Raw genomic sequence first — 25780 nt, forward strand, 5'->3', positions numbered from 1 at the left:
CCGCGCGACCGCGCGACTGGCGACCGCCGTGACCGCAGCCGCGGCGCCGGCTGGGAAGTGCTGTTTGTCGCTATCGATGACCATGCACGGATCGCCTACACCGAGCTGTATCCCGACGAGTCGCAGGAGAACGCATGCCGCTTCCTGACCAACGCCTACGCGTATTACTCGTCGCTGGGCGCCAGGCCGAAGGCACTCCTGACCGACAACGGCTCGGCATTCCGCGCCAAGAGCTTCAGCCGTGTCTGTGCAGCCCTGGAACTCAAGCACCGCTATACACGCCCCTACCGGCCACAAACGAACGGCAAGGCCGAGCGTTTCATCCAGTCGGCACTACGTGAATGGGCTTACGGCTTCGTCTACAAGAACTCTGACGAGCGAACAAACATGCTGCGTCAGTGGAACCATCACTACAACTGGCACCGCCCGCACCAGGGCATCGGCGGCAAAGCACCGATGTCCAGGCTCTCATCCAGCCGAAACAACCTCTTGCAACTTCACACCTAGGTCTCCAGCTTAGCTCTCCATCGAGATCTCGTCGACCTTGCCCTTGCCGTCGAAGCGCACGCTGATGACGTAGTCCGTCACCTTGCCCGGCAGGGTGAAATCGAAGTATTCCATGTCGTCGCCGTCTTCGCCCCAATGTGCGCGCAGCTCGAGGATGTCGAGTACGGTGGCGGGATCGGGGCGGGGCGTGCCGGTGTGCGCCTGCCAGTAGTCCGGCGCCAGCTCCTCGAGGTGGAAGGCGACGAACATGGCGACGCCGGACTCCTCGTCTTCCATGTCGAAGCCGTTCTTGATGGCCTGGCGGGCGGCGGCTTCGCGGCGGGCCGGTTCGGCGGTGTGGTCGGTCATCGGGGGCTCCTTGAATGGTTGCGCAAGGCTGGCGTTTTTGGAAAAGAAAAAACCGCCGGCTTCTCGCGAAACCGGCGGTTCTTCATGTCTGGTGGTGATAGGTGGACTTGAACCACCGACCCCAGCATTATGAGTGCTGTGCTCTAACCAGCTGAGCTATATCACCATCTAAAACAGTACTAAACAAAATGGCTCAGCTTTTGAAGGCCAAGCCATCTCGCTTGAAATCTGGTGGTGATAGGTGGACTTGAACCACCGACCCCAGCATTATGAGTGCTGTGCTCTAACCAGCTGAGCTATATCACCAAAGCGGAGGGCATTATGCCGTCCGCACACAAGACTGTCAAGGTTACGCGCTTCGAATGTGCTTGTCCAGCACGCCCAGAACCTGGGTCGTTGCATCTTTCGCCAGACAATCGACCACGATCCGCTCCGGCATCGAGCGCAGCCAGGTCAGCTGGCGCTTGGCCAGCTGGCGGGTGGCGACGATGCCGTTCTCGCGCAGCTGTGCGCGGTCGTACAGGCCGTCGAGGTATTCCCAGCTCTGCCGGTAGCCGACGCAGCGCATCGACGGCAAGCTCAGGTCCAGGTCGCCGCGGGCGCGCAAGCTTGCCACTTCGGCCACGATGCCTTCGTCGTCGCGGCTGCCCAGCATCTGGTCGAAACGCAGTGCGATGCGCTGGTGCAGCACGGCGCGGTCGGACGGCTCCAGCGCGAACGAGAGCAGCTCGAAGGGCAGCTCGGTCTTCTCGCGCCTGGCCAGCAGCTCGGACATCGGCTTGCCCGACAGTTCGATGATCTCCAGCGCACGGTTGATGCGCTGGGCGTCGTTCGGCGCCAGCCGGTCGGCCGTGGCCGGATCGAGTTCGCGCAGCTTGGCATGCATGCCGGGCCAGCCGATGCGTGCGGCTTCAAGGTCGATGCGGGCGCGGACCCCGGCGTCGGCGGTCGGCAGGTCGTCGAGGCCGTCGACGAGCCCTTTGAAGTACATCATCGTGCCGCCGACCAGCAGCGGCAGCTTGCCGCGCGCCTGGATCTCGGCCACCAGCCGGATCGCGTCTTCGCGGAACTGCATGACGGAGTAGGACTCGAGCGGGTCGATGATGTCGATGAGGTGGTGCGGCACGCTGGCCAGCTCTTCGGGGCTCGGCTTGGCGGTGCCGATGTCCATCTCGCGATAGACCAGGGCCGAGTCGACCGAGATGATCTCGACCGGCATCTCGCTGGCGATGGCCAGCGCGGCGGCGGTCTTGCCGGACGCGGTGGGGCCCATGATGGCGACTGCCATCGGTTTGTGATTCTGAGTCATAAGTCCAATTACTGCCCGCGCAGGAACAGCTTGTCCAGCGCGGAGATTTCGAGCTGCACCCAGGTCGGTCGGCCGTGGTTGCACTGGTCGGCGCGCTCGGTCGCTTCCATCTGGCGCAGCAGGGCGTTCATCTCCTGCACCGACAGGATCCGGTTGGCGCGCACCGCGGTGTGGCAGGCGAGGGTGCCGAGCAGCTCGTTGCGGCGCTCGATCAGCACGCGCGAGCCGCCGTATTCGCGCACGTCGCGCAGCACGTCGCGGGCCAGCGTCTGCGCATCGGCGTTCTTCAGCAGGGTCGGTACGGCGCGCACCGCCAGCGTGGTCGGCGAGACCGCGGTGATGTCGAAGCCGAGCGCCTGCAGCGTCTCGCGGTTTTCTTCGGCCGTGCCGACTTCGACGGCGTCGGCGAAGAAGGTTACCGGGATCAGCATTTGCTGTACCTGCATCTGCTCGCCGCCGGCCTGGGCGTCGAGGGCGTTCTTCAGCTGCTCGTAGAGGATGCGTTCGTGGGCCGCGTGCATGTCGACCAGCACCAGGCCCTTGCGGTTCTGGGCGAGGATGTAGATGCCGTGCAGCTGGGCCAGGGCGAAGCCGAGCGGGAAGTCGTCGTCGTGTGCCGGTGCGGTAGTGGCGGGCAGCGGCATCTCGAAGCCGGACGCTGCGGGCCTGGCCTGCGCCGTATCGGCATCCTTCATGCCGGCGAACAGGGCGCCATAGCTTTCGGTACGCTGGGCCACGCCGGCGCCGGACGGCTGGGCATCCCGGTGGCTGCCGGCCGGGTAGGGCGATGGCGAGAAGGTCGAGGCATAGGGCGACGCGGGCGCGAGCTGGGAACCGAACGAGGTCTGCTCGTGCGGGCGGCGCCAGGCCGGGGTGCCACTGATTCCTGAGTCCCGCCCGAAGCCGCCGCCCCAGGACGCGCCCGAGGGCGCGATCTCGGCCGCGCTGACCGGCGCCGGCGCGTTGCCGTGGGCGGTGGCCGAGGTCTGCGCGAGCGCGCGCTGCACCGCGTGGAACACGAACTGGTGGACGGCGCGGCTGTCGCGGAAGCGCACCTCGATCTTCGAGGGGTGCACGTTGACGTCGACCATGGCCGGGTCCAGCTCCAGCGACAGCACGTAGCTGGGGAAGCGGTCGCCGTGCAGCACGTCCTGGTAGGCGGCCTTCACCGCGTGGACCAGCAGCTTGTCGCGCACGAAGCGGCCGTTCACGTAGAAGAACTGGCCGTCGGCGCGGGCCTTGGAGGCGGTCGGCAGGCCGACGTAGCCGTGCAGGCGCAGCGGGCCGGCGGCTTCGTCGAGCTGCAATCTGGCTTCGGCGAAGTCGTTGCCGAGGATCTGGGCGCTGCGCTTGGCCGGTTCGCTGACGTTCCAGTGGTCGATGGTGCGGCCGTTGTGGGTCAGGCTGAACGAGACGTCCGGACGGGCCAGTGCGATGCGGCGCACGACTTCGGCGCAGTGGCCGTACTCGGTCTGGTCGGATTTCAGGAACTTGCGGCGCGCCGGCGTGTTGAAGTACAGGTCCTGCACGTCGATCGTGGTGCCGAAGGCGCCGGAGGAGGGCGAGACCGTACCCTGGTGCGAGCCGACGATCTCCCAGGCGTGGGGCGCGTTCGGCGTGCGCGAGGTGATGCTGACCGCCGCCACCGAGGCGATCGAGGCCAGGGCCTCGCCGCGGAAGCCGAGAGTGTTGACGTTTTCGAGGTCGGTCAGCGAGGCGATCTTCGAGGTCGCGTGACGCGCCAGCGCGAGCGGCAGCTCTTCCGGCGGAATGCCGCGGCCGTTGTCGGTGATGGCGATGCGCTTGACGCCGCCTTCCTCGAGGCGGATCGTGACCTGGGTGGCGCCGGCGTCGAGGGCGTTCTCCAGCAATTCCTTGACCACGGCCGAGGGCCGCTCGACGACCTCGCCGGCGGCGATCTGCGAGATGAGCTGGTCAGGGAGCTGCTGGATGGGGCGGTGGGTGGGGGCCGGGGCGTTCATTCACAAATTATAGCTCGCCGCCCCCAAGGCAAAGCATGGCTGTCCGATTTTTCCAAAATTCGGGGTCAGAGCACATTTTTCTGCAAGTTCGGGGTCAGAGCACATTTCGCCGGACGGCCGATCGAGCCGGTTCCAGTGGGCGCCACCGTCGTGCCTCGGAGGGGAAACGAGCGCTTTGTTTGCTTTTTAACTATTGCCCGAAAAAGTGCTCTGACCCCGAATTGCAAGGGTAATGTGCTCTGACCCCGAATTTTGACCCCGAATTTATTTTTGCTCGCGGACCGGGATTTGGGCGTTGCAGAGGTCCAGGTAGTTCGGCGAGTACTTGGTCCAGGGGCCGCCGCGGTTGCGTTGGGCTTCGAGGACGGCCTGGTAGGTGGGGCTGTCGGTACGCATGACTAACAGACGGCTGCGTTCGGCTTCGGGGACGTCGGCGGCGACTTTCACCGCGCCGATCGGCACCTGCTGCCCCGGCTGCTCGTAGAAGCCCATCGGCGCCGGGCCGCGCGGCAGGGTCGACAGCTGCGGCATGCCCGACACCACCCGGCCGACCACGGTGATGTTGCGGTCGAGCTGGCGCGGGGCCTGGCCGGTGACGACGTAGAGGCTGGTGCCGCCGCCGCTGTCGGACTCGTTGCCGCGGGCGACGCCGACCATGGCGTAGCAGTGGGCCAGCCAGGTGCGACCCGCCTTCGGATCGCGGCCGACCGGGAAGCCGCCCGAGTGGCCGATCTGGGGCGCGAAGCCGTCGATGTCGCGCATGCGGACGAAGTGACGGTCGTTTGCCAGCGGCACGGTGAATTCGGCCGGTAGGGTTTTCTGCGCGCTCTTTACCTTGCGCACCTGCTCATCGTCTTCGTGCGGATCGCCCCATTGCACGACGAAGTTGTCCTGCGAGCGGATGATGGCCAGGCCGTCGTAATAGTGTTCGCGCGCCAGCGCCTTGATGTTCCTGACGTGGTTGGGGGCGAAGTCCGGTGCCAGTTCGATCACCACGCGGCCTCCCGGCAGCTCCATATAGAGCGTGTTGTCGGGGTCGAGCGGACGCCAGTCGCCCGGCTTCGAGCCTTTCAGGACGTCGCCGACGCTGGGTTTGGGCGGTAATTCCTTCTCCGCCTTCTTGTCGGCGGCGCCTGCGCCCGTTGCCATCAGGGCGGCAATACCCAGCAGTACGGCGTGATGAAGCTTCCGGTAAGCCATTGTTCTCTCCTTGTCATTCTTATTCGAACGATTGTAATCCGGAAAGTACAAATTCTCCCATGATCTTGGCGCTGGGGCCATTTTTTGAAGACGGTCTGATGGTATGATTCGGCGCTACCATTTAGGATGATTATGGATCTGATGCAACTCTTCGGCATGCTCCTGCACGTCGATAAGACCTTGGGCACCCTGCTGGCCCAGTACGGTGTGTATGTCTATGCGGTCCTGTTCGCGATCGTATTCTGCGAGACCGGTCTCGTGGTGCTGTTCTTCTTCCCGGGCGACACCCTGCTGTTCATCGCCGGCGCCTTCTGCGCCACCGGCGAGATGAGTTATCCCTTATTGATGGCGCTGCTGATCATTGCCGCCGTGACCGGCAACACCCTGAACTATTACATCGGCGGGGCCATCGGCCACCGCGTCTTCACCCATGATTACCGCTGGCTGAACAAGGATGCGCTGCAGCGCACCCACGATTTCTTCGAAAAGCACGGCGGCAAGACCATCATCCTGGCGCGCTTCGTGCCGGTGGTGCGGACCTTCGCTCCCTTCGTGGCCGGCATTTCGGAGATGACGCATACGCGTTTCCAGATGTTCAACATTACCGGCGCCGTCCTGTGGGTGGCCGGTCTCGTGACCGCCGGTTACTTCTTCGGCAACATTCCCATCGTGCGCGACCACTTGACCGCCATCGTGCTGATCGGCGTCGGCGCCGCCGTGGTGCCGCTGGCCCTGGGCGGCATCTACAAGTTCGGGCGCCGCATGCTCAGCCGCTGAGCGTGCACCCCTTGTCATTCTTGCCAGCGCGCCGCTTCGACGGCGCGCTGTGTGTTTACGGCGCTCAAGTTTACCCTTGCCCGCGCCGATAAAGCATGGGACAGCAACACTACTGGAATCCCATGCGTAACCTGATCGCCCTGTTCGCTTGCAGCTGCGTCGTCCTGAGCGCAAGCGCGAACGATCCTGCCCCCGCCGCGGCAGCCAAACTGGCGGCCTCCGTGTCGAAACCGGCGTCGGCCTCCATGCCGACCAAGGAACAGATGGCCAAGGACGCGGCCAAGGAACCTGTGCCGGGCAAGAAAGAGACCCCGGCCAAGAAGGCGGCAGCAGCCCCACAGGATGAAGAAGCGGCCGAAGTCGCCCTCTCGGCCAAGATTGCCGAGCGCCTGGCCGAGCTGCGCGAACGCCAGCAGGCCCGCGCCAGCGCGGCCGCACGCGTAAAGAAGGCCGCCGACGCCAGGCGCCGCGAGGAAGAAAAGGCCGCCGCCGCGGCTGCGATCCTGGCCGCCGCGCCCAAGCACGGTACCGTCTGGTCCTACGAGGGCGAACTCGGCCCGGCCAATTGGTCCAGGATCAATGTCGACTGGGCGAAGTGCGGTACCGGCAACCGCCAGTCGCCGATCGACCTGCGCGACGGCATCAAGGTCAATCTCGAGCAGATCGGTTTCGACTACCACCCGTCATCGTTCAACGAGGTGAACAACGGCCACACCGTCCAGGTGACGGTCGGCGGCGGCAATTTCATCACGGTCGGCAACCAGACCTACGAACTGCAGCAGTTCCACTTCCACCGTCCGTCGGAAGAGCGCATCAACGGCAAGGGCACGGAAATGGTCATGCACCTGGTACACAAGAGCTATGACGGCAAGATCGCGATCATCGCCGTGCTGCTCGAACGCGGCCAGCCGCACAGCCTGATGCAGACCATCTGGGACAACCTGCCGCTCGAGAAGAACGAAGTCGTCTCGCCCTCGATCGTGATCGACCCGAAGGATGCGCTGCCCGAGAAGCGCGAATACTTCACCTACATGGGTTCGCTCACCGAGCCGCCCTGCACCGAAGGCGTGCTGTGGCTGGTGTTCAAGCAGCCGCGCCAGGCTTCGCCGGCCCAGATGGCGCTGTTCTCGCGCCTGTATCCGCTGAATGCACGTCCGGTGCAGTCGACCTCGGGCCGGATGATCAAGGAATCCAACTAAGCTCGTCATGATGATCCTCACTGCCCGCATCCTGGCGGCGGCGCTGTGCGCCTGCGCCGCCATTCCCGCCTTTTCCCAGACCCCGGCCGCGCCGACCCGCGTGCCTGCCGAGATGGCCGCCTTCTTCGGCGGCGAATGGAGCGGCAAGGGCGCCTTCGCCTCCGGCCGCCCGATCGAGGCCGAGGTCAGCTTCACGCCCGAACTGGACGGCCAGTGGCTGCAGTACCGCCACACCGACCGCGCGCCGAACAGCTACAAGGCGCTCGGCCTGTGGGGGATCGAGAGCGCTTCGCGCAAACTGGTCATGTCCGTCGCCGACAACGGCGGTGGTGCGCGCACTTTCGCCAGCGAGGGCTGGCAGGACGGCAAGGTGGTGTTCGTCCGCACGATATCGAGCGAGCCGCTGCGCGAGGAGCGCTTCGTGTTCGAGCGCAAATCGAACGACAGCTTCCACATGGCCTATGAAGTCCACGCCGGCGACAAGCCGTGGCGGATGATCGACCAGCTGACGTTCGAACGCGTCAGGAAGTAGCCGGCCCCACCCGGTAGTCGCCCTTCCAGCTGCCGCCCGGTTCCAGGATCTGCGGCTGGAGCAGGGCCGGTTCGATGCAGACGAAGCGCCGGTACTCCTCGTCTTCGAGGTCGGACAGCGCAGCGGCGTCGGCCGCGCCCGGATTCCACACCACCGCATCGGTGAAGCCGCTCTGCTGCAGCAGCAGCTTGTCGGCGCCGTTGTCGAAGGTGATCGCCCCGGCGATGCGCTCGAACACCTGGTCCAGCTTGTCGGTCAGGGCCAGGGTCTCGGGCTGCACGCCGTCGATGCGCACGGCTTCGACGTCCTCGACCAGGTGGTAGGTATGCAGGGCGCTGGAGAAGGAGAAGGGATGGGTGCCGGTGTTGCGCACTTCGAGCGTCATCGCCAGGTTGGCGCCTTGCACGCGCACCCGCAGCGCCAGTTCGAAGGCATAGGCCCAGGCGCTCGAGGCTTGCGGCGACAGTTCGTCCTGGTTCAGGCCCAGCAGGGCGAAGGCGGCGCCGTCCTGGTCGCCGCTGTCGAGCACGCGCCAGGTGCTGACGCGGGCGAAGCCGTGGCGCATGCCTTCGCCGCGTTCCGCGAATTGCGGAAAGATCACCGGCACGCCGCCGCGGATGGCGCGGCTGCCGTCGAGCGCGGACAGGCTGCTCATGAACATGCGCTCCTGGGGCGCGGCGCCGGCGCCGAGGGCCGGTTTCCAGGACACCAGGTGGGCGCCGTACAGGGTGATGGTGGCTTCGGCGCCGTCCGGCGCGCGCAGCAGCAGGGCGGGCAGTTGCCCGAATTGAGTAGTAGTAACGCTCACGTCAAAACCCTCCAGGCTGAGATCAAGTCATTCGGCTCTTCGCCAGCGGCGGATTGTACGCGAAGTAGCGCTTGATGCCTTTCGTGATCGCGTCGGCGAGCTGGTTCTGGTAGGCGTCGTCCTTGAGCCGCGCTTCTTCTTCCGGGTTCGAGATGAAGGCGGTTTCGACCAGGATCGACGGGATGTCCGGGGCCTTGAGCACGGCGAAACCGGCCTGTTCGACCGAGCCCTTGTGCAGGCGGTTGATGCCGCCGATCTCGCTCAGCACGGCCTTGCCGAGCTTCATGCTGTCGTTGATCTGGGCCGTGGTCGACAGGTCGAACAGCACGCTGGCGAGCTGCTTGTCGTGGGTGCCGAGGTTCACGCCGCCGATCAGGTCGGCCTTGTTCTGGTCGTTCGCCAGCCAGCGCGCCGCGCTCGAAGTCGCGCCTTTTTCCGACAGCACGAAGACCGAGGAGCCGCGCGCGGACGGCTGGATGAAGGCGTCCGCGTGGATCGAGACAAACAGGTCGGCCTGCACTTTCCTCGCCTTTTCCACGCGCTGGCCCAGCGGCACGAAGAAGTCGGCGTCGCGGGTCAGCATCACGCGCGTGTTCGGCAGCTCTTCCAGCTTGCCCTTCAGGCGCTTGGCGATCGCCAGCACGATGTCCTTCTCGTGCACGCCGGTGGCGCCGGTGGCGCCCGGATCCTCGCCGCCATGGCCGGGGTCGAGGGCGATGGTCACCATGCGCATCACCTTGCCGGCGGGCGCGTTCTTGCCCTGGGCCGGCGGCTGCGGCTGGGCTTGCGGCGCGGTCGGCTGCGGCTGGGCCGGGGTGCTGCCGGCGCGGGCGGCGTCGGCTTCCAGCTTGGCGATGGCGTCGGGGCCGGCCTGGCCGACCGTCGGCGCGCCCGGCTGCGGGGCCGGCGCCGGCGTCGCCGCCGGCACTTCGGTGGCGCGCGCGCCGCCCTCGGACCAGTTTTCTTTCGCGATCATGGCCGCCAGCGGATCCACCGGCCGCACCGGATACAGGTCGAAGACCAGGCGATGACGGTAGCCGGCCACCGGGGCCAGGGTGAACACCTGGGGCTTGACCTCTTCCTTGAGATCGAACACCAGGCGCACCACGTTCGGGCGGTTCTGGGCCACCCGCACCTGCTTGATGTAGGGGTCGTTCGATTCGATCTTGGCGACCAGGCTTTTCAGCGTCTCGTTGAGCGCCAGGCCGTCGATGTCGACCACCAGGCGCGGCGGATTGGCCAGCATGAAGTGGGAGGCATTCAGCTCGCCGTCGTTTTCCAGCGTGACGCGGGTGTACTCGTCCGCCGGCCAGACGCGCACGGCCATGATCTGCGCGGCCGATGCGGTCAGCGGAGCGAAGACGGACAGGAGCAGCGTGCCGCCGGCCTTCAGCACTGTGCGGCGCTTCGGAGAACCCGGGATCAGGGAGTCGGGGGGTAGTGCAGGCGTTCGAGGCATAGCAGGCCCAATTCAGACAACGCCTGCAATTCTACAGCACGGCCGTGGCCGCTGACCGTAAGCAACACCCGGACGTCGGGCGGGGGCAACACCGGTTCGCCTTTTTCCGGCCATTCGACGACGCAGATATTCTGGCCGTCGAAGTCTTCGCGGAAGCCGGCATCGAGGAATTCCTCCGGGCTCGACATGCGGTACAGGTCGTAGTGGATCAGGTTGACGGCCTGGCCGTCGAGCGCGATCCGGTAGGGTTCGGACAGCGTATAGGTCGGGCTCTTGACGGCCCCCTTGTGGCCGGCCGCGTGCAGCAGGGCGCGCGTGAGGGCCGTCTTGCCGGCGCCGAGGTCGCCGTGCAAATAGATCACGAGGCCGGGGCGCAGCGCGCGCGCGAGGGCGCCGCCCAGGGCCTGGGTGGCGGCTTCGTCCGGAAGATAAGCGTTGAATGAATGCTGCATCGAATAGAATATCGGGTTTGTCGTGCCAACCAGCCAGTGTCCGTCCCGCCATGTCCTCATCCCAGCCTGACCTGAACGAAGTCGCGCGCGCCATCAAGGCGTGGGGCGCGGAACTGGGCTTTGCCGAGGTGCGCATTGCGGACGTCGACCTGGCGCGCCACGAGGCGGGGCTGCAAGCCTGGCTGGACGCCGGCCACCATGGCGAGATGGATTATATGGCAAGCCACGGCATGAAGCGCGCCCGGCCGGCGGAACTGGTGCCGGGCACGGTGCGCGCGATCGTCGCCCGCATGGACTATTTGCCGAGCTCAGGTGGCAACAGCACCGATGCCGACTGGCGCGCCCGGGAACGCCTGCGCCAGCAGGATCCGGGCGCCGCCGTGGTCTCCGTCTACGCCCGCGGACGCGACTACCACAAGGTGCTGCGCAACCGCCTGCAGCAATTGGCCGAACGCGTGCGCGGCCTGGCCGGCGAGTACGGCTTTCGCGTGTTCACGGATTCGGCGCCGGTGATGGAATTGCCGCTGGCGGAAAAGGCGGGCCTGGGCTGGCGCGGCAAGCACACGCTGCTGCTGTCGAGGGAGGCCGGTTCGACCTTCTTCATCGGCGAAATTCTGGTCGACCTGCCGCTGCCGGTCGATGCGGCCACCGGCGCCCATTGCGGCCAATGCGAAGCCTGCATCGGCGCCTGTCCGACCGGCGCGATCCTGGGGCCGGGCCGGCTCGATGCGCGGCGCTGCATCTCCTACCTGACGATCGAGCTGAAGGGCAGCATTCCGGAAGACCTGCGGCCCTTGATCGGCAACCGCATCTACGGCTGCGACGATTGCCAGCTGGTCTGCCCGTGGAACAAGTTCGCGCGGCGCGCCGTGCTGCCGGATTTCGACGAGCGCAACGGCCTGGGCGCGGCCGGGCTGGTGGAATTATTCGGGTGGGAAGAAGAGGAGTTCAACCGCCGCATGGAGGGCAGCCCGATCCGCCGGATCGGGCATGAGCGCTGGCTGCGCAACCTGGCGGTGGGCCTGGGGAACGCTGCCGCTGCCGCCGGCGCCAGGGGCGATCCGCGCATCGTGGCCGCGTTGCGGGCCAGGCTGGAGCATCCTTCGCTACTGGTGCGCGAGCATGTCGCCTGGGCACTCGAGCGGCACGCGGACTGAGTCTGTTTACATCTCGATGCGCTTCATGCGCAGTGCCGACCAGTCGCCGTCGATCGAGATCATCGCCACGCCTGTGATACCGTTTTCCTTCGCATAAGCATTGATTGAGTCGCGATTGATATCAGTGGCCTTCGACGCGGTCTGCTTCAGATAGGCCACCCACAGCGATCCCTTCTCGCCCATGCGTTCCTTCGCGGCGGGGAAGTATTGTTCGAGTTCCTTGCGGTTCATCGCGAACAGCAACACCACATCCACCTTGTCCTGGTCGTTCTTGATCAGGTCGGGCGGCATCTGCGACACCATGCCGGGATGGACGCTGCCGTTCAGGATCAGCATCGATTTCGCGTTCCTCAAGAACATCTTGTCTGCAATTGTTTTTTCGCTCATCTGCGTTCCCTAAGAAATTATTCACATGGTTAGTTTGACCATGGCGTGTTCAGCTTGATTTTACAAGCGAACCCTTGAAACACAGCGGACAAAACCTGCCGTGCGCGGGGTTTGCGAAGCAAAAAGCAGCGCCGCCAGTCCGCACATTGAAGCGAGGAAGGGGTGCTGCCGAGGGGTAAAAATCAGGAGATCGAGAGACGGCCGCGCGGGGGCGGCACAGGCTGAAACTAGGGGTGAAGTGGGCTGTTCGCAAGACCCTTGGTACAAATATTTTTTCCTACTTCAACAGGCCAGCCAGCTCGACCGCCGTCTTGACCTGCATCTTGTCGAAGATGTGGGCGCGGTGCACTTCCACCGTGCGCATGCTGATGCCGAGCTTGTCGGCCACGACCTTGTTCATGTTCCCGGCCAGGATCAGGTCGAGCACTTCGCGTTCGCGCGCCGACAGCGTGGCCAGGCGTTCGCGCACCGCGCTGGAGGCGGCGGCCTGGCGCGACTTGGCCAGGGCTTCGTCGACGCGGTCCATCAGCTGGTTGTCGTTGAAGGGTTTTTCGAAGAAGTCGAAGGCGCCGCGCTTGAGCGAATCGACCGCCATCGGCACGTCCCCGTGGCCGGTCAGGAAGATCACCGGCAGGCGCGCCAGCAGGCCGCGCGCGACCAGCTGGTCGAACACGGCGATGCCGTTCATGCCCGGCATGCGCACGTCCAGCAGCACGCATTCGCCATCGCCGGCGGTCCCGGTGCCGGCATCAGGACCGGACCCGGCATCGAGGGCGTCGAGAAAGGCCTGGCCGCCGGCATAGCCGCGCGCGGCCAGCCCGCGCGATTGCGCCAGCCATTCGAGGGCGTCGCGGATGACGTCTTCGTCGTCGACGATGTGCAGCATGGGGTCTCCTTCCTAAGTCCTGCTCTTCAGGTGGGCATTGTAGCCTGCGCCTGCTGCAAGGTGAATGTGAACACGGTGCCGCCGCCGGGATTGTCGGCGTGGGTGAGGGTGCCGCCGTGGAATTCGATCGCCGTGCGGCAGATCGACAGGCCCATGCCCATGCCCTCGGCCTTGGTCGAGAAGAAGGGCGAGAACAGGCGCTCGGCCACCTCGGGCGGGATGCCGTGGCCGTTGTCGATCACCGACACCGCCACCCGGCCCTGGTCGTCCGCGTCGATGCGCGCGGCCTCGATGCGCAGCACGCGGCGCTCGCGGTCGATGTCCTGCATCGACTCGATCGCGTTGCGGGTCAGGTTCAGCAGCACCTGCTCGAGCAGCACGCGGTCCGCCAGCACCGGCGGCAGGTCGGGCGGCACCTCGACCTGCAGGGTCACGTAGCTCTGGCGCGCCTGCAGCTCGACCAGGGCGCGGATGCCGTCGATCACCTGCGGCACCATCACGCTCTCGCGGCGCGGCTCGCGCTTCTTCACGAATTCGTGCACGCTGCGGATGATCTGGCCGGCGCGGCGCGCCTGGGTATTCGCCTGTTCCAGCGCGCGTTTCAGCATGCCGGCGTCCAGCGGGGCCGCGTGGTCGCTGGCGCGTCCCAGCACGTTGAGCGCGCCCGCGGTGTAGCTGGAGATCGCCGCCAGCGGCTGGTTCAGCTCGTGCGCCAGCATCGACGAGATCTCGCCCATGGTCGCCAGGCGCGCGCTGGTCTCCAGCTTTTCCTGCTGCTGGCGGGCCAGCTCCTCGGCGCGCTTGCGGTCGGTGATGTCGAGGATGGAGCTCATCCAGCCCGTGTGGCGCCCGGTGCTGTCGACCAGCGGCGCCTCGAATACCAGCACCGGAACGCGGGTGCCGTCGGGGCGCAGGAACACGGTCTCGAACTGCGGCGTGGCCTGGCCGGCCAGGATCTTGCGGAAGCGCTCCTCGTACTCGTCGGTTTCCTCCGGCGCCCAGTAGGGCATGGGCGGGGTCCTGCCGAGCAGTTCGCCGGCTGGCCGGCCGACGATGCGGCAGAAGGCCGGATTGACGTAGGTGACGCGGCCTTCCAGGTCGCGCGCGCGCAGGCCGGTCAGCAGCGAGTTTTCCATCGCCGTGCGGAAGGCCATCTGCTGGCGCAGCGCGTTCTCGGCGGCGATGGTGCGCGCGATGTGGCGCCACAGCGCGGCCAGCGACAGCACCAGGCCCAGCGCCAGCAGGATCACCGAGCCGACCAGCAGGTTGGGCAGCAGCTTGGGCGCGCCCTTCACGCTGTCGGTGGCCAGCACGATCTGGCCGCCGGGCAGGTCGAGCGCGCGCTTGTGGGTGTAGACGCCGCGCCCGGGGCCGCCGGCCGCGCGGCGGGCCACCACGTGGTCGTCGCGGTCGAGCAGGGACAGCGAGTTGTCCTGGGCGAACCACCAGGGCACGTTTTCGTCCAGCAGGGTCTGCAGGTCGTAGGTGGCGACCAGGCTGCCGACGAACCTGCCGTCGTCGTAGAGCGGCAGGTGGTAGTCGATCAGGCCGGCATCCGGCCCATACTTGGCCGCACCGAGGCTATAAGGGTCGGAATAGCGGCCGTTGTGGGTCTTGCGCGCCATCTCCTGGGCATCGCGCGAGGAGGCGGTCAGCGCGCCGTGGGCCAGCTCGGCGCCCTGCGCCACGAGCTGCCGGCCATGGGCGTCGAGCCAGGCCACGCGCCGCAGTTCGTGGCCGTTCTTGAACATCTGCGCCATGCGCGCCTCGACCACGTCGTGCGCGGGCGGGTTGTCGGCGGCCAGGTCGGCGCCGAGGGTCGCCAGCACCTCTTCGCTGCGCGCCAGTTCGAAGCGCAGGGTCTGCTCGACCCAGAGGGTGTCGGCGATCAGCTGTTCCTGGCGCTCATTGCTCTCCATCTGGCGCGCCTGCCAGGGCAGCCACAGCAGGACCAGCAGGAAGAGCAGCACCAGCAGCACCGGCACCAGCCAGCGCCAGGGGCCGTCCGGCACCGGACGAGGCATCGAAAAAGGATTTTTCATGCGATAACGTGATACTTTTATTGCTGAGCGAACAATTGTGGTTTTCCACAATAGCCTGGATTTATAAAGCTCAGCAGACTCGTGATAAATACAAAAAATACAAACCTGTTCTTACCGGAGAGGAGACTCATGAAGATCAAATCCGTCGTGGCAGCACTTGCCCTGGCCGCCGGCGCCGGCTTCGCGTTCAGCGCAGCGGCCCAGACCCCCATCGTCATCAAGTTCAGCCACGTGGTGGCGACCGACACGCCGAAAGGCCGCGCCGCCGAGCGCTTCAAGGAACTGGCCGAGAAGATGACCAATCACCGGGTCAAGGTCGAAGTCTACCCGAACAGCCAGCTGTACAAGGACAAGGAAGAACTCGAAGCCCTGCAGCTGGGCGCGGTCCAGATGCTGGCGCCTTCGCTGGCCAAGTTCGGTCCGCTGGGCGTGAAGGAATTCGAAGTCTTCGACCTGCCTTACATCTTCCCGAGCAAGGCCGCGCTGTACACCGTGACCGAAGGCCCGATCGGCAAGGGCCTGCTGCAGAAGCTGGAGCCGAAGGGCATCACCGGCCTGGCCTACTGGGACAACGGCTTCAAGGTCATGTCGGCCAACAAGCCGCTGCACATGCCGGCCGATTTCCGCGGCCTGAAGATGCGCATCCAGAGCTCGAAGGTGCTGGACGCGCAGATGCGCGCGCTGGGCGCCAACCCGCAGGCGCTGGCCTTCTCGGAAGTCTATCAGGCGCTGCAGACCGGCGTGGTGGACGGCACCGAGAACCCGCCGTCGAACATGTACACCCAGAAGATGCATGAGGTGCAGAAGCACGTGACGGTTTCGAACCACGGCTACCTGGGCTATGCGGTCATCGTCAACAAGAAGTTCTGGGACGGCCTGCCGGCCGACATCCGCACCCAGCTGCAGCAGGCCATGAACGACGCCACCAAGTACGAAAAGGCGATCGCCCAGCAGGACAACGACCAGGCCCTGGAAGCCATCCGCAAGGCCGGCAAGACCACCATCTACAACCTGAACCCGCAAGAGCAGGCGGCATGGCGCAAGGCCCTGCTGCCGGTGCAGAAGCAGATGGAAAGCCGCGTCGGCGCCGACCTGATCAATTCGATCAACAAGGCGACTGCTTCGGTGCAGTAATCGCACCGGTACGTATTCGTTAGCTCGCATACGTCGTCCCCGCGAAGGCGGGGATCCAAGTTCGATGCGCCGTCGAGGCGCATGCAGAACCTGGGGGAAATAGTGCCAGTGGCACTATTTCCGCCTGCGCGGGAACGACGATTAAAGCCGCCTGCCTCACCGGCAGCCCGGCTCCTCTCCGAGATCACCATGAAAATCCTCGATCGCCTCGAAGAGTGGATCATCGCCAGCCTGATGGCCGGCGCCACCTTCATCATCTTCATCGCGGTGCTGCACCGCTACCTGTCCGGCCTGCCCCTTGGCGGGATGCAGGACTGGCTCATTTCCCTGAATACCAGCTGGGCCCAGGAGCTCAGCACCATCATGTTCGTGTGGATGGCCAAGTTCGGCGCCGCGTATGGCGTGCGGACCGGCATCCACGTCGGCGTCGACGTGCTGGTCAACCGGCTGTCCGAGCGCTGGCGCAACAAGCTGATCGTGCTGGCGCTGCTGGCCGGCGCCTTGTTCACCGGCATCATCGGCACCCTCGGCGCCAGCTTCGTCTACCGCATGGCCGGCACCGCGCAGACCTCGCCCGACATGGAAATCCCGATGTGGATCGTGTACCTGGCGCTGCCGCTCGGTTCCTGGCTGATGTGCTTCCGCTTCCTGCAGGTGACCTGGCATTTCATCCGCAATGGCGAACTGCCGAAGCATGACCATGCCTACGTCGAAGGCCTGGACGACGAAATCGAAGAAGCAAGGAAATCCTCATGAACGCCGCCATTATCTTTGTCCTGCTGATCCTGCTGATGCTGACCGGCATGCCGGTCTCGATCGCGCTCGGCCTCACGGTGCTGACCTTCCTGTTCACCATGACGCACGTGCCGATCGAATCGGTGGCGATGAAGCTCTTCACCGGTATCGACAACTTCGAGATCATGGCCATCCCGCTCTTCATCCTGGCGGGTAACTTCCTCACCCACGGCGGGGTCGCGCGGCGCATGATCAACTTCGCCACCTCGATGGTCGGCCACTTCCACGGCGGCCTGGCACTGGCCGGCGTGTTCGCCTGCGCCCTGTTCGCGGCGGTGTCCGGCTCCAGCCCGGCGACCGTGGTGGCGATCGGCTCGATCATCCTGCCGGCCATGGTCAAGCAGGGCTATCCGAAGCGCTTCGGCGCCGGCGTGATCACGACCTCGGGCGCGCTCGGCATCCTGATCCCGCCGTCGATCGTGATGGTGATGTACTCGGTCACCACCAATACCTCGGTCGGCCAGCTGTTCATGGCCGGCGTGGTCCCGGGTCTGCTGCTGGCCTTCCTGCTCGGCCTGACGACCTGGTTCCTGGCGAAGAAGCACGACTATCCGCGCATGCCGCGCGCCACCTGGAGCGAGCGCTGGACCGCGTTCCGCCGCAGCGCCTGGGGCCTGTTCCTGATCGTGATCGTGATGGGCGGCATCTACACCGGCGTGTTCACGCCGACCGAGGCGGCCGGCATCGCGGCGGTGTACGCCTTCGTGATCGCGGTGTTCGTCTACAAGGACTTGAGGCTGAAGCAGGTCGGCAAGGTGCTGCTGGATTCGGCGGCGATGTCGGCGATGCTCCTGTACATCATCACCAACGCCGTGCTGTTCTCCTTCCTGATGACCAGCGAGAACGTGCCGCAGGCGATGGCCGGCTGGCTCACCGGCCAGGGCCTGGGTCCGATCGGCTTCCTGATCGTGGTGAACCTGCTGCTGCTGCTGGCTGGTAACGTGATGGAACCGTCGTCGATCGTGCTGATCATGGCGCCGATCCTGTTCCCGGTCGCGACCCAGCTGGGCATCGATCCGGTCCACTTCGGCATCATCATCGTGGTCAACATGGAAGTCGGCATGTGCCACCCGCCGGTGGGCCTGAACCTGTATGTGGCGTCCGGCATCACGAAGATGGGCATTTCCGAGCTGACGGTGGCCGTGATGCCCTGGCTGCTGACGATGATTGGTTTCCTGCTGTTAATAACCTATGTCCCGGCCATTTCCTTATGGCTTCCGAGAATGGTTTATGGCTGACATATATTTCGTGAATGTATATAAAAAACTACGCTATTCTTATTCGAATGCGTTATGATGGCGCAGCTTTGGCACCACCATGGTGCGTTCGAAAGCCCGGATACGAATTTTGGGGAGAAGCAAAAAAGCGGTAATCCAGCATTGGGATACCGGAGAAATGATGAGGAGACGCACGTTTTATAGATGCCGCCGGCAATGACCGAGTGGCCGCAAACGTGACCCATACTGAAAACGCACCTCACGAGGGTGCGTTTTTTTTTGCTACACTTAATCGATGAACACACAACTGGGCAGCGAGCTTTTCAGCGCCATCGTCGCGGCGCCGTTCGGGGCGATGGGTATCCGTACGGAAGACCGACGCGTGCGCGAGCTGGTCTACCTGCCGCCGCATTACGAAGAAAAAGCGCCGCAGGATGAGGTGGCCGAACAGGCCGCCGGGCAGGTCCTGCGCTATTTCGCCGACGCCGACTTCCGTTTCGACTTGCCGCTGGTCGATGCCGGCAGCGAATTCCAGCGCCGCGTCTGGGAATCCATCTGCGCGATCCCGCGCGGCAGCGTGCGTACCTACGGCCAGGTCGCCAAGCTGCTGGAATCGCATCCGCGCGCGGTGGGCCAGGCTTGCGGCGCCAACTGGTTCCCGCTGGTGATCCCCTGCCACCGCGTCACCGCGGCCGGCGGCCTGGGCGGCTTTGCCAGCAGCGACGACGAACACGGCTTCACGCTCACGGTCAAGCGCTGGCTGCTGCGCCACGAAGGTGCGCTCCCCACCGACGTCCCATGGCAGCAGCAATCAATCTTTCCCTGATCGACGGCTTCTGCGACGCCCTCTGGCTCGAGCACGGACTGGCCAGGAATTCGCTGGATGCCTACCGGCGCGACCTGCGCCTGTTCGCCGGCTGGCTCGAGGCCAAGCGTCCGGAGCGCAGCGACCTGCACGCGGTGCAGGCGCAGGACGTCGCCGCCTACTTTGCCGAGCGCCACGAGGACACCAAGCCCAGCTCGGCCAACCGGCGGCTGTCGGTACTGAAGCGTTTCTACCAGATGGCGCTGCGCGAGCGCCGCATCGATCACGACCCCTGCCTGAACATGGCGTCGGCCAGGCAGCCGACCCGTTTCGTGCACACCCTCACCGAAGCCCAGGTCGAGGCCCTCTTGAGCGCGCCGGACGTCTCGACCCCGCTGGGGCTGCGCGAGCGCACCATGCTCGAGCTGATGTATGCGAGCGGCCTGCGGGTATCGGAACTGGTGACCCTGAAAGTGGTCGAGCTGAGCCTGAACGACGGCGTGCTGCGCATCACGGGTAAAGGCAGCAAGACCCGGCTGGTGCCCTTTGGCGAGCAGGCGCGCCACTGGCTGGAGCGCTACATGAAGGAGGCGCGCGGCGTGATCTTGAACGGGCAGATGGACGACGCCCTGTTCGTCACCGGCCGCGGCGGACCGATGACGCGCCAGATGTTCTGGATCGTCATCAAGAAACATGCGGCCAGGGCCGGCATCACCGCGCCGCTGTCGCCGCACACGCTGCGCCACGCCTTCGCCACCCACCTCTTGAACCACGGCGCCGACCTGCGCGTGGTGCAACTACTCCTGGGACATTCGGACATTTCGACCACTCAGATCTACACCCATGTGGCGCGCGAGCGTTTGAAGCACCTGCACGCCCAGCACCACCCGCGTGGTTAATTCTCAAGACCTGGCGGGGCCGGTGAGTCATAATGGTCTAGTAATACCCTTCCCACACGCACGAGGACACCATGGCCAAGACGAATTTCCAGTACGAAAAACGGCAACGTGAGTTGGAGAAAAAGAAGAAGGCTGAGGAAAAGGCCAAGCGCAAGCTGGAGGCCAAGCAGCACAAGGGGGAGGAGGGTAGCGCTTCTCCCGACGAGGATGCGGCGGAACTGGCTGAGCCGGAGCGGGACTCGGCTTAGTTGGCGCATGAACGTCGTCCCCGCGAAGGCGGGGACCCAAGCTTGTTGGCAGATCGCCGAACCTGGCGGAATTAGTGCCAGTGGCACTAATTCCGTCTACGCGGGAATGACGTGCAAACTTACGTGCTCAGATCGCCTGCCCCTCGGCCGGACCAGCCTCCGCCTCGAGCTCATGCCCCTTCTGGAACCACCGCTTGGCCCGCTTGCCAAAGCTGTCCAGGTAGGTGTACGCCACCGGCACCACCACCAGGGTCAGCAGGGTCGAGGTGATCACGCCGCCGATCACCGCGCGGCCCATCGGTGCCTGGTTTTCCGCGCCTTCGCCCAGGCCGATCGCCATCGGCAGCATGCCGAAGATCATCGCCAGGGTCGTCATCAGGATCGGGCGCAGGCGCACCTGGCCGGCTTCCATCAGCGCCTCGAACTGTGACTTGCCTTCCCGCTGGCCCTGGTTGGCGAAGTCCACCAGCAGGATCGCGTTCTTGGTCACCAGGCCCATCAGCATCACGACGCCGATCACCGAGAAGATGTTCAGGGTGCTCTTCGTGACCAGCAGGGCCAGCAGCACGCCGATCAGCGACAGCGGCAGCGACATCATGATCGCGATCGGCTGCAGGAAGCTGCCGAACTGCGAGGCCAGCACCAGGTAGATGAAGATGATCGCGATGCCCAGGGCGATGGCGAAGCCGCCCATGGTCTCGTCCATCTGCTGCGACTGGCCGCCGACGTCGAAGCGCACGCCTTCCGGCAGGTCGATGGATTTCATGGCCGCGTTCACTTCCTTCATCACGTCGCCCAGCGGACGGTTCTCGAGGCCGGCATTGATCGCCACGCGGCGTTCCAGCGCCTGGCGCTTGAGCACCTGCGGGCTGGTCGACGGCACGAACTCGACCACCTGGCGCAGCGGCACCATGATCGGGTTGCCGGCCGCATCCAGCTTGCTCGAGGCCACCGACAGGTCGGCCAGGTCGGCCACCTTCTGGCGGCCCGACTTCGGCAGCTGCACGTTGACTTCGTAGTTCTGGCCGTCCGGCGCCAGCCAGCGGTTGGTCTGGTCGCCGCCGACGAAGGGACGCAGGGCGGCGCCGATCTGCTGCACCGACAGGCCGAGGTCGGTCGCCAGTTCCTGGTTGATCTTCACGATGGTGGCCGGGTTCGCGCCTTCCTGGCTGTACTGGATGTCGGCCACGCCCTTGATCTTCTTCATCTTGTCCATCAGGACGTGGGCGACCTTGTCGAGGTTCGCCTCGTTGCTGCCGAGGATGGCGATGAAGATCGGGCGATTACCGACGGTCATCTCGATGCCGGCGATGCTGGACAGGCGGTCGCGGATCACCTTTTCCATCTCCTGCTGCGAGCGGCGGTGGGTCTTGCGGACGTCGGTCAGCTTCAGGTTGATCGCCGAGGTATGGCGGCCGTCCCAGGCGCCGACCACGGTCTGCATGTTCTCGATTTCCTTGAACTCGCCCAGCGCGGCCTCGATCTGGCGCACCTTGGCGTCGTTGTAGTCGAGGCTGGAGCCGACCGGCACCTTGAAGTTCAGCTGGATGTAGCCGTTGTCGACCTGGGGCACGAATTCGCCGCCGATCATCGGCACCAGCAGCAGGCTGCCGGCGAACACCGCGAAGGCGAAGGCCAGGGTCGACTTGCGCCAGGCCAGCGAGAAGCCCAGCACCTTCGCATACCAGCCGTGCACGTGCTCGATGCCGACGTCGATGCGCGCCATCAGGCGGCCCAGCCAGGGCAGGTACTTGAAGCGGCCCTTGACCGGATCCGGCCACACCGAGGACAGCATCGGGTCCAGCGTGAAGCTGACGAACAGCGACACCAGCACCGCCACCGCCACCGTGATCCCGAACTGCAGGAAAAAGCGGCCGATGATGCCCTGCATGAAGGCGATCGGCACGAACACGGCGACGATCGCGAAGGTCGTGGCCATCACCGCCAGGCCGATCTCGTTGGTACCGTCTTCGGCGGCCCTGGCGTGGCTCTTGCCCATGCCGAGGTGGCGCACGATGTTCTCGCGCACCACGATGGCGTCGTCGATCAGCAGGCCGATCGACAGCGACAGCGCCATCAGGGTCAGGAAGTTCAGCGTGAAGCCGAAGTACTTCATCGCGATGAAGCTGGCCAGCACCGAGATCGGCAGGGTCAGGCCGGTGATGACGGTGCTGCGCCAGGAGTGCAGGAAGAAGAACACGATCACCATGGTCAGGACCGCGCCTTCGACGATGGTTTCCTTGACGTTGTCGACCTGGTGCTGGACCCTGCTCGATACGTCGTCGAGGATGCGGAACTCGACGTCCTTGGGCAGGGTCTGTTTCATGGCCTCGATCGCCTTCTTGACGTTGACGCCGACGTCGACCGTGTTCGCATCCTGGACCTTGGCGATTTCCAGCGACAGGGCGCGCTGGCCGTCCACCCGCGACAGCGATTGCTCCTCGGCGGCGCCGTCGCTGATCTCGGCCACCTGGTGCAGGTAGATCGGACCGTTGGCGCGCTTGGCGACGATGATGCGGCGGAAGTCGGCCGCTTCCTTCATCTTGCCCTCGATGCGCACCAGGTTCTCGCGCTCGCCGTGGCTGATGCGGCCGGCCGGCAGGTTGGCGTTGGTGGCGGTGATCGCGGCCATGACTTCGTCGATGCCGACGTTCAGGCTGCGCAGCTGGTCGGGACGGATGTCGACCAGCACCTGGCGGTTCTGCTTGCCGTTGATGCGCACCTGGCCGACCCCGGCCACCGCCTGGATGCGTTTGACGATCACCTGGTCGGCCAGCATCGACAGGTCGCGCAGGCTGCGCTCATGCGACAGCAGCGCCACCTGCAGCACCGGCTGCGCGTTCTCGCCCTCCTGGCGGTAGACCACGGGTTCCTTGACCTCGCGCGGGAAGCCGCCGCGCACGGTACTGATGCGGTCGCGCAGGTCCTGCACGGCGCGGTCCATGTCGACGCTCAGCTGGAATTCGACGCCGACGCCGGAACGGCCCTCCCAGGAATTGCTGCGGATGGTCTTGATGCCGCCGACGGTGTTGGCCGCTTCCTCGATCGGGCGGGTGACGTCGTTCTCGACCTGCTCGGGCGAGGCGCCCGGGTACTGGGTCTCGATCCAGACGCCCGGGATCTCGATGTTCGGCATGCTTTCCACACCCAGGCCGCGGTAGGAGAACAGGCCGAGCACCATCAGGCCGACCATCACCATGGTCGCGAAGACGGGATGCTTGATGCTGATACGGGTGATCCACATGGTTCAGCCTTTCTTCGCCGGGGTGGCCGGTGCTTCCGGCAGCTTGACCTTGTCGCCCGGCTTGAGGCCGTCCAGCTTCACCGCCAGCACCAGCGCGCCGGGATCGATGCCGTCGATCGCCTCGACCAGGCCGTCGTCTTCGTTCTTCAGGCCGAGCGTGACCGCCCTGGCCTCGACCTTGCCGCCGTCGACGCGGTAGACCACGTCGCGGCCGCCTTCCTTGCGCACGCCCAGCAGGGGTAGCAGGGGATGGGCCGCCGATTTCTCGGTGGTGACCATGCCTTTCGCGAACATCCCGGCGCGCAGCACGCCGTCCGGGTTGTCGACGCCGATATACACCAGCATCGCGCGCGATCCCGCCTCGGTGGCGGGATTGATGCGCACGACCTTGCCGGCGAAGCTGCGCTCGCCGAAGCCGTCGACCTTGAACTGCACTTCCTGGCCCACCTTGACGCGCGGGATGTCGGAAGCCGGCACCTGGGCGTCCAGGGTCAGCTGCTTCAGGTCGACGATGGAGAACACCGGGCTGTCCGGCGACAGTTTCTCGCCGGCCTGCACGTGGCGCTTGCTGACCACCCCGGAAATCGGCGCGCGGATCGCGGTGTCGGCCAGCGCGATGCGCGCCAGTTCCAGCTGGGCGCGCGCGGCATCGACCGAGGCCTGGGCCAGGTCGACCGCATTGGCGGTGGTGTCGAAGGCGTTCTGGGCGATGTAGTTCTGCTTGAGCAGGGCGGCGCTGTTGGCCATGTTCTTTTTCGCCAGCGCCAGGCGCGCCGAGGCCTCGGAAAGTAGCGCCTGCTGCTGGGCGACGCGGGCGCGCGCCTCGTTGTCGTCCAGGCGCGCGATGACCTGGCCGGCCGTCACGTTCATGCCTTCCTGCACCGTGGTCTGCAGCACCACGCCCGACACCTTGGACTTGACCGTGGCCTGGGCCAGCGGCGTGAGGGAGCCGGACAGGGGCAGCGTCACCGCCAGCGGCCGCGCCTCCACGCGCGCGACGTCGCGCGCCGACAGTTCGTGCACGGCGGCCTTCTTCTCCGCCGCCGGCGCCGGGGCGGGGGAGGCGCTGCCTTTTTGCGTGTAGGCATAGCCGCCGCCGGCCACGGCCAGCACGGCAAGGACGATGGCGGGCACGCGCCAGCGGCGGCGCGCGGATTTCGGTTCGACGGGGGGCGGCGCCAGCGGCGGCAGGGATTCGATCTTCATGGCGGTAGGTCCGGTCTCTCGGTCGATTATTCGTGATGAGAGAATAAGGAAGGGGATGACGAACAGCTATCGGAATGCGACGAGCCGTGCAATCGGACCGACGAAACGTCGAAAAGGCGGATCGGACGTCCGTACGCGGACGGTGTCCGGACACTTGCTTAGCTGTCGTTGCCGGCAACGTCGAGGTAGGAGCTGCTCAGGAGTCCCCAGCCTCGAACAGCCGCAAGCGCGCCAGCACCTGCCCGTGGTCGGACGCTTCCGGCAAGCCCAGGCCGAGGTGGTCGTTCAGGTAGACAACGTCGACGATTTCCCCCAGCGCACCTGCCAGTTCGCCATTGAATTCCCCGGACACGAGGATGTGGTCGATGGTCGTGTATTGACCTTCATGCAAGTTTGAAAAACCGACATGGCGCAGGCGGTCCTGGCGGCGCTGCAGCTGGCAGGCGTCGTACAGGCGGTCGCCGCTGGGGGCGCCGATGCCCAGCACGATGCCGGTGGTGACGGCGTCGGCGACGTCGTTGAAATCGCCCAGCACCACCCGCGGACGGTGGTGTTCGCGGGCCAGCTTCGACATGAGCACGCGCAGAGCGGCGGCTTCGGTGCCGCGCCGGATCAGCGAGCGCAGCGAGGCGAGCGCGAACAGCTGGGGATCGTCGCCGGTGTCGTTGGCGCGGTAGTCGGGACGGCGCGACTTCAGGTGCACCACCACCACGTCGGCCACCAGGCCGGGCCGGATCTCGATCGCCGCGTGCAGGGGCGCGCGGGTGAAGCGCTCGGGGTCGCGGTTCCCGGGCGGCATCGCGATCCCCGGCGGGAAATAGGGAAAGGATTCGGGGGCGTCGGCCAGCGGCAGGCGCGACACCAGGGCGACGCTGGGCGTGAGCTTGTCGGCGCCCGGATCGGGGTCGAAGCCGACGTGGATGGCTTCGCGGTAGCGGCGGGTGCGCGACAGGGCCTCCGCCAGCGATGCCTGCGAGAAGACTTCCTGGAAGCCGATCACGTCGGCGCCCAGCATGTCGATCTGGTGTGCGGTCCAGGCGATTTTCGCTTCGTACTCTTCCGGTGTACTCGGTTCCAGGTTCTCGTACAGCCGCGCACCCGGCGGGGCCAGGTTGCAGACATTGAAGGTGGCAAAGCGAATTTCTTGCTGCATAATAAGCAACTCCTCCGTTTGCTTTTAGCGTAAC

The 25780-nt window shown here is 65.6% G+C and carries 24 protein-coding genes and 2 tRNA genes; 11 read left to right on the plus strand and 15 right to left on the minus strand.

Annotation, left to right across the window (positions count from 1 at the left end):
* Positions 1–507, plus strand: a 507-nt coding sequence (locus AC1DOQ_RS25325) for an integrase core domain-containing protein (protein WP_477370631.1), incomplete at its 5' end; no start/stop codon positions are given.
* 9 nt (positions 508–516) lie between these two features.
* Here the strand turns inward: AC1DOQ_RS25325 and AC1DOQ_RS25330 are convergent.
* The 6 genes from AC1DOQ_RS25330 to AC1DOQ_RS25355 all read right to left on the minus strand — a co-directional run bounded on the left by AC1DOQ_RS25330 (position 517) and on the right by AC1DOQ_RS25355 (position 5346).
* Positions 517–855, minus strand: coding sequence for a hypothetical protein (locus tag AC1DOQ_RS25330; protein ID WP_477370634.1), 339 nt, complete (start codon positions 853–855; stop codon positions 517–519).
* 89 nt (positions 856–944) lie between these two features.
* Positions 945–1021: transfer RNA gene (locus tag AC1DOQ_RS25335), tRNA-Met, on the minus strand.
* Between the two features lie 63 nt (positions 1022–1084).
* Positions 1085–1161: transfer RNA gene (locus AC1DOQ_RS25340), tRNA-Met, on the minus strand.
* 43 nt (positions 1162–1204) lie between these two features.
* Positions 1205–2164, minus strand: coding sequence for a tRNA (adenosine(37)-N6)-dimethylallyltransferase MiaA (miaA, locus tag AC1DOQ_RS25345; RefSeq protein ID WP_477370636.1), 960 nt, complete (start codon positions 2162–2164; stop codon positions 1205–1207).
* A gap of 8 nt (positions 2165–2172) precedes the next feature.
* Positions 2173–4146, minus strand: a complete 1974-nt coding sequence (mutL, locus tag AC1DOQ_RS25350; RefSeq protein ID WP_477370639.1) for a DNA mismatch repair endonuclease MutL — start codon at positions 4144–4146, stop codon at positions 2173–2175.
* Between the two features lie 264 nt (positions 4147–4410).
* A complete protein-coding gene (locus AC1DOQ_RS25355) occupies positions 4411–5346 on the minus strand; it encodes a peptidylprolyl isomerase (RefSeq protein WP_477370642.1) in 936 nt (311 codons plus the stop codon).
* A 132-nt stretch (positions 5347–5478) separates the two neighbouring features.
* Here AC1DOQ_RS25355 and AC1DOQ_RS25360 point away from each other — a divergent pair, with 132 nt between their 5' ends.
* The 3 genes from AC1DOQ_RS25360 to AC1DOQ_RS25370 all read left to right on the plus strand — a co-directional run bounded on the left by AC1DOQ_RS25360 (position 5479) and on the right by AC1DOQ_RS25370 (position 7854).
* The gene (locus AC1DOQ_RS25360) at positions 5479–6123 is read left to right on the plus strand and encodes a VTT domain-containing protein (protein ID WP_477370645.1); all 645 of its coding nucleotides are present in this window, start codon (positions 5479–5481) and stop codon (positions 6121–6123) included.
* A gap of 122 nt (positions 6124–6245) precedes the next feature.
* On the plus strand, positions 6246–7322 hold the full coding sequence (locus AC1DOQ_RS25365) for a carbonic anhydrase (protein WP_477370648.1): 1077 nt from the start codon (positions 6246–6248) through the stop codon (positions 7320–7322).
* A 7-nt stretch (positions 7323–7329) separates the two neighbouring features.
* Positions 7330–7854: a hypothetical protein gene (locus tag AC1DOQ_RS25370; protein ID WP_477370651.1), complete on the plus strand. Its 525-nt coding sequence runs from the start codon at positions 7330–7332 to the stop codon at positions 7852–7854.
* Here the strand turns inward: AC1DOQ_RS25370 and AC1DOQ_RS25375 are convergent.
* The 3 genes from AC1DOQ_RS25375 to tsaE are packed head-to-tail and all read right to left on the minus strand — an operon-like array spanning position 7844 to position 10573.
* The gene (locus AC1DOQ_RS25375; protein ID WP_477370654.1) at positions 7844–8662 is read right to left on the minus strand and encodes a D-hexose-6-phosphate mutarotase; all 819 of its coding nucleotides are present in this window, start codon (positions 8660–8662) and stop codon (positions 7844–7846) included. The two genes, AC1DOQ_RS25370 and AC1DOQ_RS25375, sit on opposite strands and share 11 nt — an antisense overlap.
* A gap of 22 nt (positions 8663–8684) precedes the next feature.
* The gene (locus AC1DOQ_RS25380; protein ID WP_477370657.1) at positions 8685–10121 is read right to left on the minus strand and encodes an N-acetylmuramoyl-L-alanine amidase; all 1437 of its coding nucleotides are present in this window, start codon (positions 10119–10121) and stop codon (positions 8685–8687) included.
* Entirely contained in the window at positions 10085–10573 is a 489-nt protein-coding gene (tsaE, locus tag AC1DOQ_RS25385; RefSeq protein WP_477250792.1) for a tRNA (adenosine(37)-N6)-threonylcarbamoyltransferase complex ATPase subunit type 1 TsaE, read from the minus strand. Before tsaE ends, AC1DOQ_RS25380 begins: the two co-directional genes overlap by 37 nt.
* A 50-nt stretch (positions 10574–10623) precedes the next feature.
* Between tsaE and queG the strand changes: the two genes are divergently transcribed.
* Positions 10624–11730 carry a tRNA epoxyqueuosine(34) reductase QueG gene (gene queG / locus AC1DOQ_RS25390; RefSeq protein ID WP_477370660.1) on the plus strand — a complete coding sequence of 369 codons (1107 nt, stop codon included), beginning with the start codon at positions 10624–10626 and terminating at the stop codon, positions 11728–11730.
* A gap of 6 nt (positions 11731–11736) precedes the next feature.
* Here the strand turns inward: queG and AC1DOQ_RS25395 are convergent, their stop codons facing one another.
* The 3 genes from AC1DOQ_RS25395 to AC1DOQ_RS25405 form a co-directional block, all read right to left on the minus strand.
* Entirely contained in the window at positions 11737–12090 is a 354-nt protein-coding gene (locus tag AC1DOQ_RS25395; RefSeq protein WP_477370663.1) for a DUF3052 family protein, read from the minus strand.
* A gap of 304 nt (positions 12091–12394) precedes the next feature.
* Entirely contained in the window at positions 12395–13003 is a 609-nt protein-coding gene (locus AC1DOQ_RS25400; protein ID WP_477370666.1) for a response regulator transcription factor, read from the minus strand.
* A gap of 26 nt (positions 13004–13029) precedes the next feature.
* A complete protein-coding gene (locus AC1DOQ_RS25405) occupies positions 13030–15045 on the minus strand; it encodes a sensor histidine kinase (RefSeq protein ID WP_477370669.1) in 2016 nt (671 codons plus the stop codon).
* Positions 15046–15174: 129 nt separating this feature from the next.
* On the opposite strand from AC1DOQ_RS25405, the gene AC1DOQ_RS25410 reads away from it, so the two are divergent.
* The 6 genes from AC1DOQ_RS25410 (at position 15175) to AC1DOQ_RS25435 (ending at position 20143) form a co-directional block, all read left to right on the plus strand.
* Complete coding sequence (locus AC1DOQ_RS25410; protein ID WP_477370672.1) at positions 15175–16179, plus strand: TRAP transporter substrate-binding protein; 1005 nt, start codon at positions 15175–15177, stop codon at positions 16177–16179.
* Positions 16180–16368: 189 nt separating this feature from the next.
* Positions 16369–16935, plus strand: a complete 567-nt coding sequence (locus AC1DOQ_RS25415; protein WP_477370675.1) for a TRAP transporter small permease — start codon at positions 16369–16371, stop codon at positions 16933–16935.
* Positions 16932–18212, plus strand: a complete 1281-nt coding sequence (locus tag AC1DOQ_RS25420; RefSeq protein ID WP_477370678.1) for a TRAP transporter large permease — start codon at positions 16932–16934, stop codon at positions 18210–18212. The genes AC1DOQ_RS25415 and AC1DOQ_RS25420 overlap by 4 nt, the downstream gene beginning before the upstream one ends.
* Positions 18213–18486: 274 nt before the next feature.
* Positions 18487–19017 carry a methylated-DNA--[protein]-cysteine S-methyltransferase gene (locus tag AC1DOQ_RS25425; protein WP_477370681.1) on the plus strand — a complete coding sequence of 177 codons (531 nt, stop codon included), beginning with the start codon at positions 18487–18489 and terminating at the stop codon, positions 19015–19017.
* A complete protein-coding gene (gene xerD, locus AC1DOQ_RS25430) occupies positions 18990–19895 on the plus strand; it encodes a site-specific tyrosine recombinase XerD (protein ID WP_477370684.1) in 906 nt (301 codons plus the stop codon). Before AC1DOQ_RS25425 ends, xerD begins: the two co-directional genes overlap by 28 nt.
* 71 nt (positions 19896–19966) lie before the next feature.
* Entirely contained in the window at positions 19967–20143 is a 177-nt protein-coding gene (locus AC1DOQ_RS25435) for a hypothetical protein (RefSeq protein WP_477250786.1), read from the plus strand.
* Positions 20144–20270: 127 nt separating this feature from the next.
* Here AC1DOQ_RS25435 and AC1DOQ_RS25440 read toward each other — a convergent pair whose 3' ends face one another.
* The 3 genes from AC1DOQ_RS25440 to AC1DOQ_RS25450 form a co-directional block, all read right to left on the minus strand.
* A complete protein-coding gene (locus tag AC1DOQ_RS25440; RefSeq protein ID WP_477370687.1) occupies positions 20271–23387 on the minus strand; it encodes an efflux RND transporter permease subunit in 3117 nt (1038 codons plus the stop codon).
* 3 nt (positions 23388–23390) lie between these two features.
* On the minus strand, positions 23391–24593 hold the full coding sequence (locus AC1DOQ_RS25445) for an efflux RND transporter periplasmic adaptor subunit (RefSeq protein ID WP_477370690.1): 1203 nt from the start codon (positions 24591–24593) through the stop codon (positions 23391–23393).
* A 196-nt stretch (positions 24594–24789) separates the two neighbouring features.
* The gene (locus AC1DOQ_RS25450) at positions 24790–25746 is read right to left on the minus strand and encodes an endonuclease/exonuclease/phosphatase family protein (RefSeq protein WP_477370693.1); all 957 of its coding nucleotides are present in this window, start codon (positions 25744–25746) and stop codon (positions 24790–24792) included.
* Positions 25747–25780 lie beyond the last annotated feature (34 nt).

The sequence above is a fragment of the Massilia sp. 01N417 genome (genome assembly GCF_056399645.1).

What these genes read in the sequence shown, in the direction of transcription:
- AC1DOQ_RS25380 (WP_477370657.1), bottom strand. Translation starts at nt 10,121, where the DNA reads ATGCCTCGAACGCCTGCACTACCCCCCGACTCCCTGATCCCGGGTTCT.
- AC1DOQ_RS25420 (WP_477370678.1), top strand. Translation starts at nt 16,932, where the DNA reads ATGAACGCCGCCATTATCTTTGTCCTGCTGATCCTGCTGATGCTGACC.
- AC1DOQ_RS25435 (WP_477250786.1), top strand. Translation starts at nt 19,967, where the DNA reads ATGGCCAAGACGAATTTCCAGTACGAAAAACGGCAACGTGAGTTGGAG.
- AC1DOQ_RS25370 (WP_477370651.1), top strand. Translation starts at nt 7,330, where the DNA reads ATGATGATCCTCACTGCCCGCATCCTGGCGGCGGCGCTGTGCGCCTGC.
- AC1DOQ_RS25365 (WP_477370648.1), top strand. Translation starts at nt 6,246, where the DNA reads ATGCGTAACCTGATCGCCCTGTTCGCTTGCAGCTGCGTCGTCCTGAGC.
- tsaE (WP_477250792.1), bottom strand. Translation starts at nt 10,573, where the DNA reads ATGCAGCATTCATTCAACGCTTATCTTCCGGACGAAGCCGCCACCCAG.
- AC1DOQ_RS25400 (WP_477370666.1), bottom strand. Translation starts at nt 13,003, where the DNA reads ATGCTGCACATCGTCGACGACGAAGACGTCATCCGCGACGCCCTCGAA.
- AC1DOQ_RS25425 (WP_477370681.1), top strand. Translation starts at nt 18,487, where the DNA reads ATGAACACACAACTGGGCAGCGAGCTTTTCAGCGCCATCGTCGCGGCG.
- AC1DOQ_RS25405 (WP_477370669.1), bottom strand. Translation starts at nt 15,045, where the DNA reads ATGAAAAATCCTTTTTCGATGCCTCGTCCGGTGCCGGACGGCCCCTGG.
- mutL (WP_477370639.1), bottom strand. Translation starts at nt 4,146, where the DNA reads ATGAACGCCCCGGCCCCCACCCACCGCCCCATCCAGCAGCTCCCTGAC.
- AC1DOQ_RS25450 (WP_477370693.1), bottom strand. Translation starts at nt 25,746, where the DNA reads ATGCAGCAAGAAATTCGCTTTGCCACCTTCAATGTCTGCAACCTGGCC.
- AC1DOQ_RS25330 (WP_477370634.1), bottom strand. Translation starts at nt 855, where the DNA reads ATGACCGACCACACCGCCGAACCGGCCCGCCGCGAAGCCGCCGCCCGC.
- AC1DOQ_RS25360 (WP_477370645.1), top strand. Translation starts at nt 5,479, where the DNA reads ATGGATCTGATGCAACTCTTCGGCATGCTCCTGCACGTCGATAAGACC.
- miaA (WP_477370636.1), bottom strand. Translation starts at nt 2,164, where the DNA reads ATGACTCAGAATCACAAACCGATGGCAGTCGCCATCATGGGCCCCACC.
- AC1DOQ_RS25395 (WP_477370663.1), bottom strand. Translation starts at nt 12,090, where the DNA reads ATGTTCTTGAGGAACGCGAAATCGATGCTGATCCTGAACGGCAGCGTC.
- AC1DOQ_RS25445 (WP_477370690.1), bottom strand. Translation starts at nt 24,593, where the DNA reads ATGAAGATCGAATCCCTGCCGCCGCTGGCGCCGCCCCCCGTCGAACCG.
- queG (WP_477370660.1), top strand. Translation starts at nt 10,624, where the DNA reads ATGTCCTCATCCCAGCCTGACCTGAACGAAGTCGCGCGCGCCATCAAG.
- xerD (WP_477370684.1), top strand. Translation starts at nt 18,990, where the DNA reads ATGGCAGCAGCAATCAATCTTTCCCTGATCGACGGCTTCTGCGACGCC.
- AC1DOQ_RS25410 (WP_477370672.1), top strand. Translation starts at nt 15,175, where the DNA reads ATGAAGATCAAATCCGTCGTGGCAGCACTTGCCCTGGCCGCCGGCGCC.
- AC1DOQ_RS25440 (WP_477370687.1), bottom strand. Translation starts at nt 23,387, where the DNA reads ATGTGGATCACCCGTATCAGCATCAAGCATCCCGTCTTCGCGACCATG.
- AC1DOQ_RS25355 (WP_477370642.1), bottom strand. Translation starts at nt 5,346, where the DNA reads ATGGCTTACCGGAAGCTTCATCACGCCGTACTGCTGGGTATTGCCGCC.
- AC1DOQ_RS25415 (WP_477370675.1), top strand. Translation starts at nt 16,369, where the DNA reads ATGAAAATCCTCGATCGCCTCGAAGAGTGGATCATCGCCAGCCTGATG.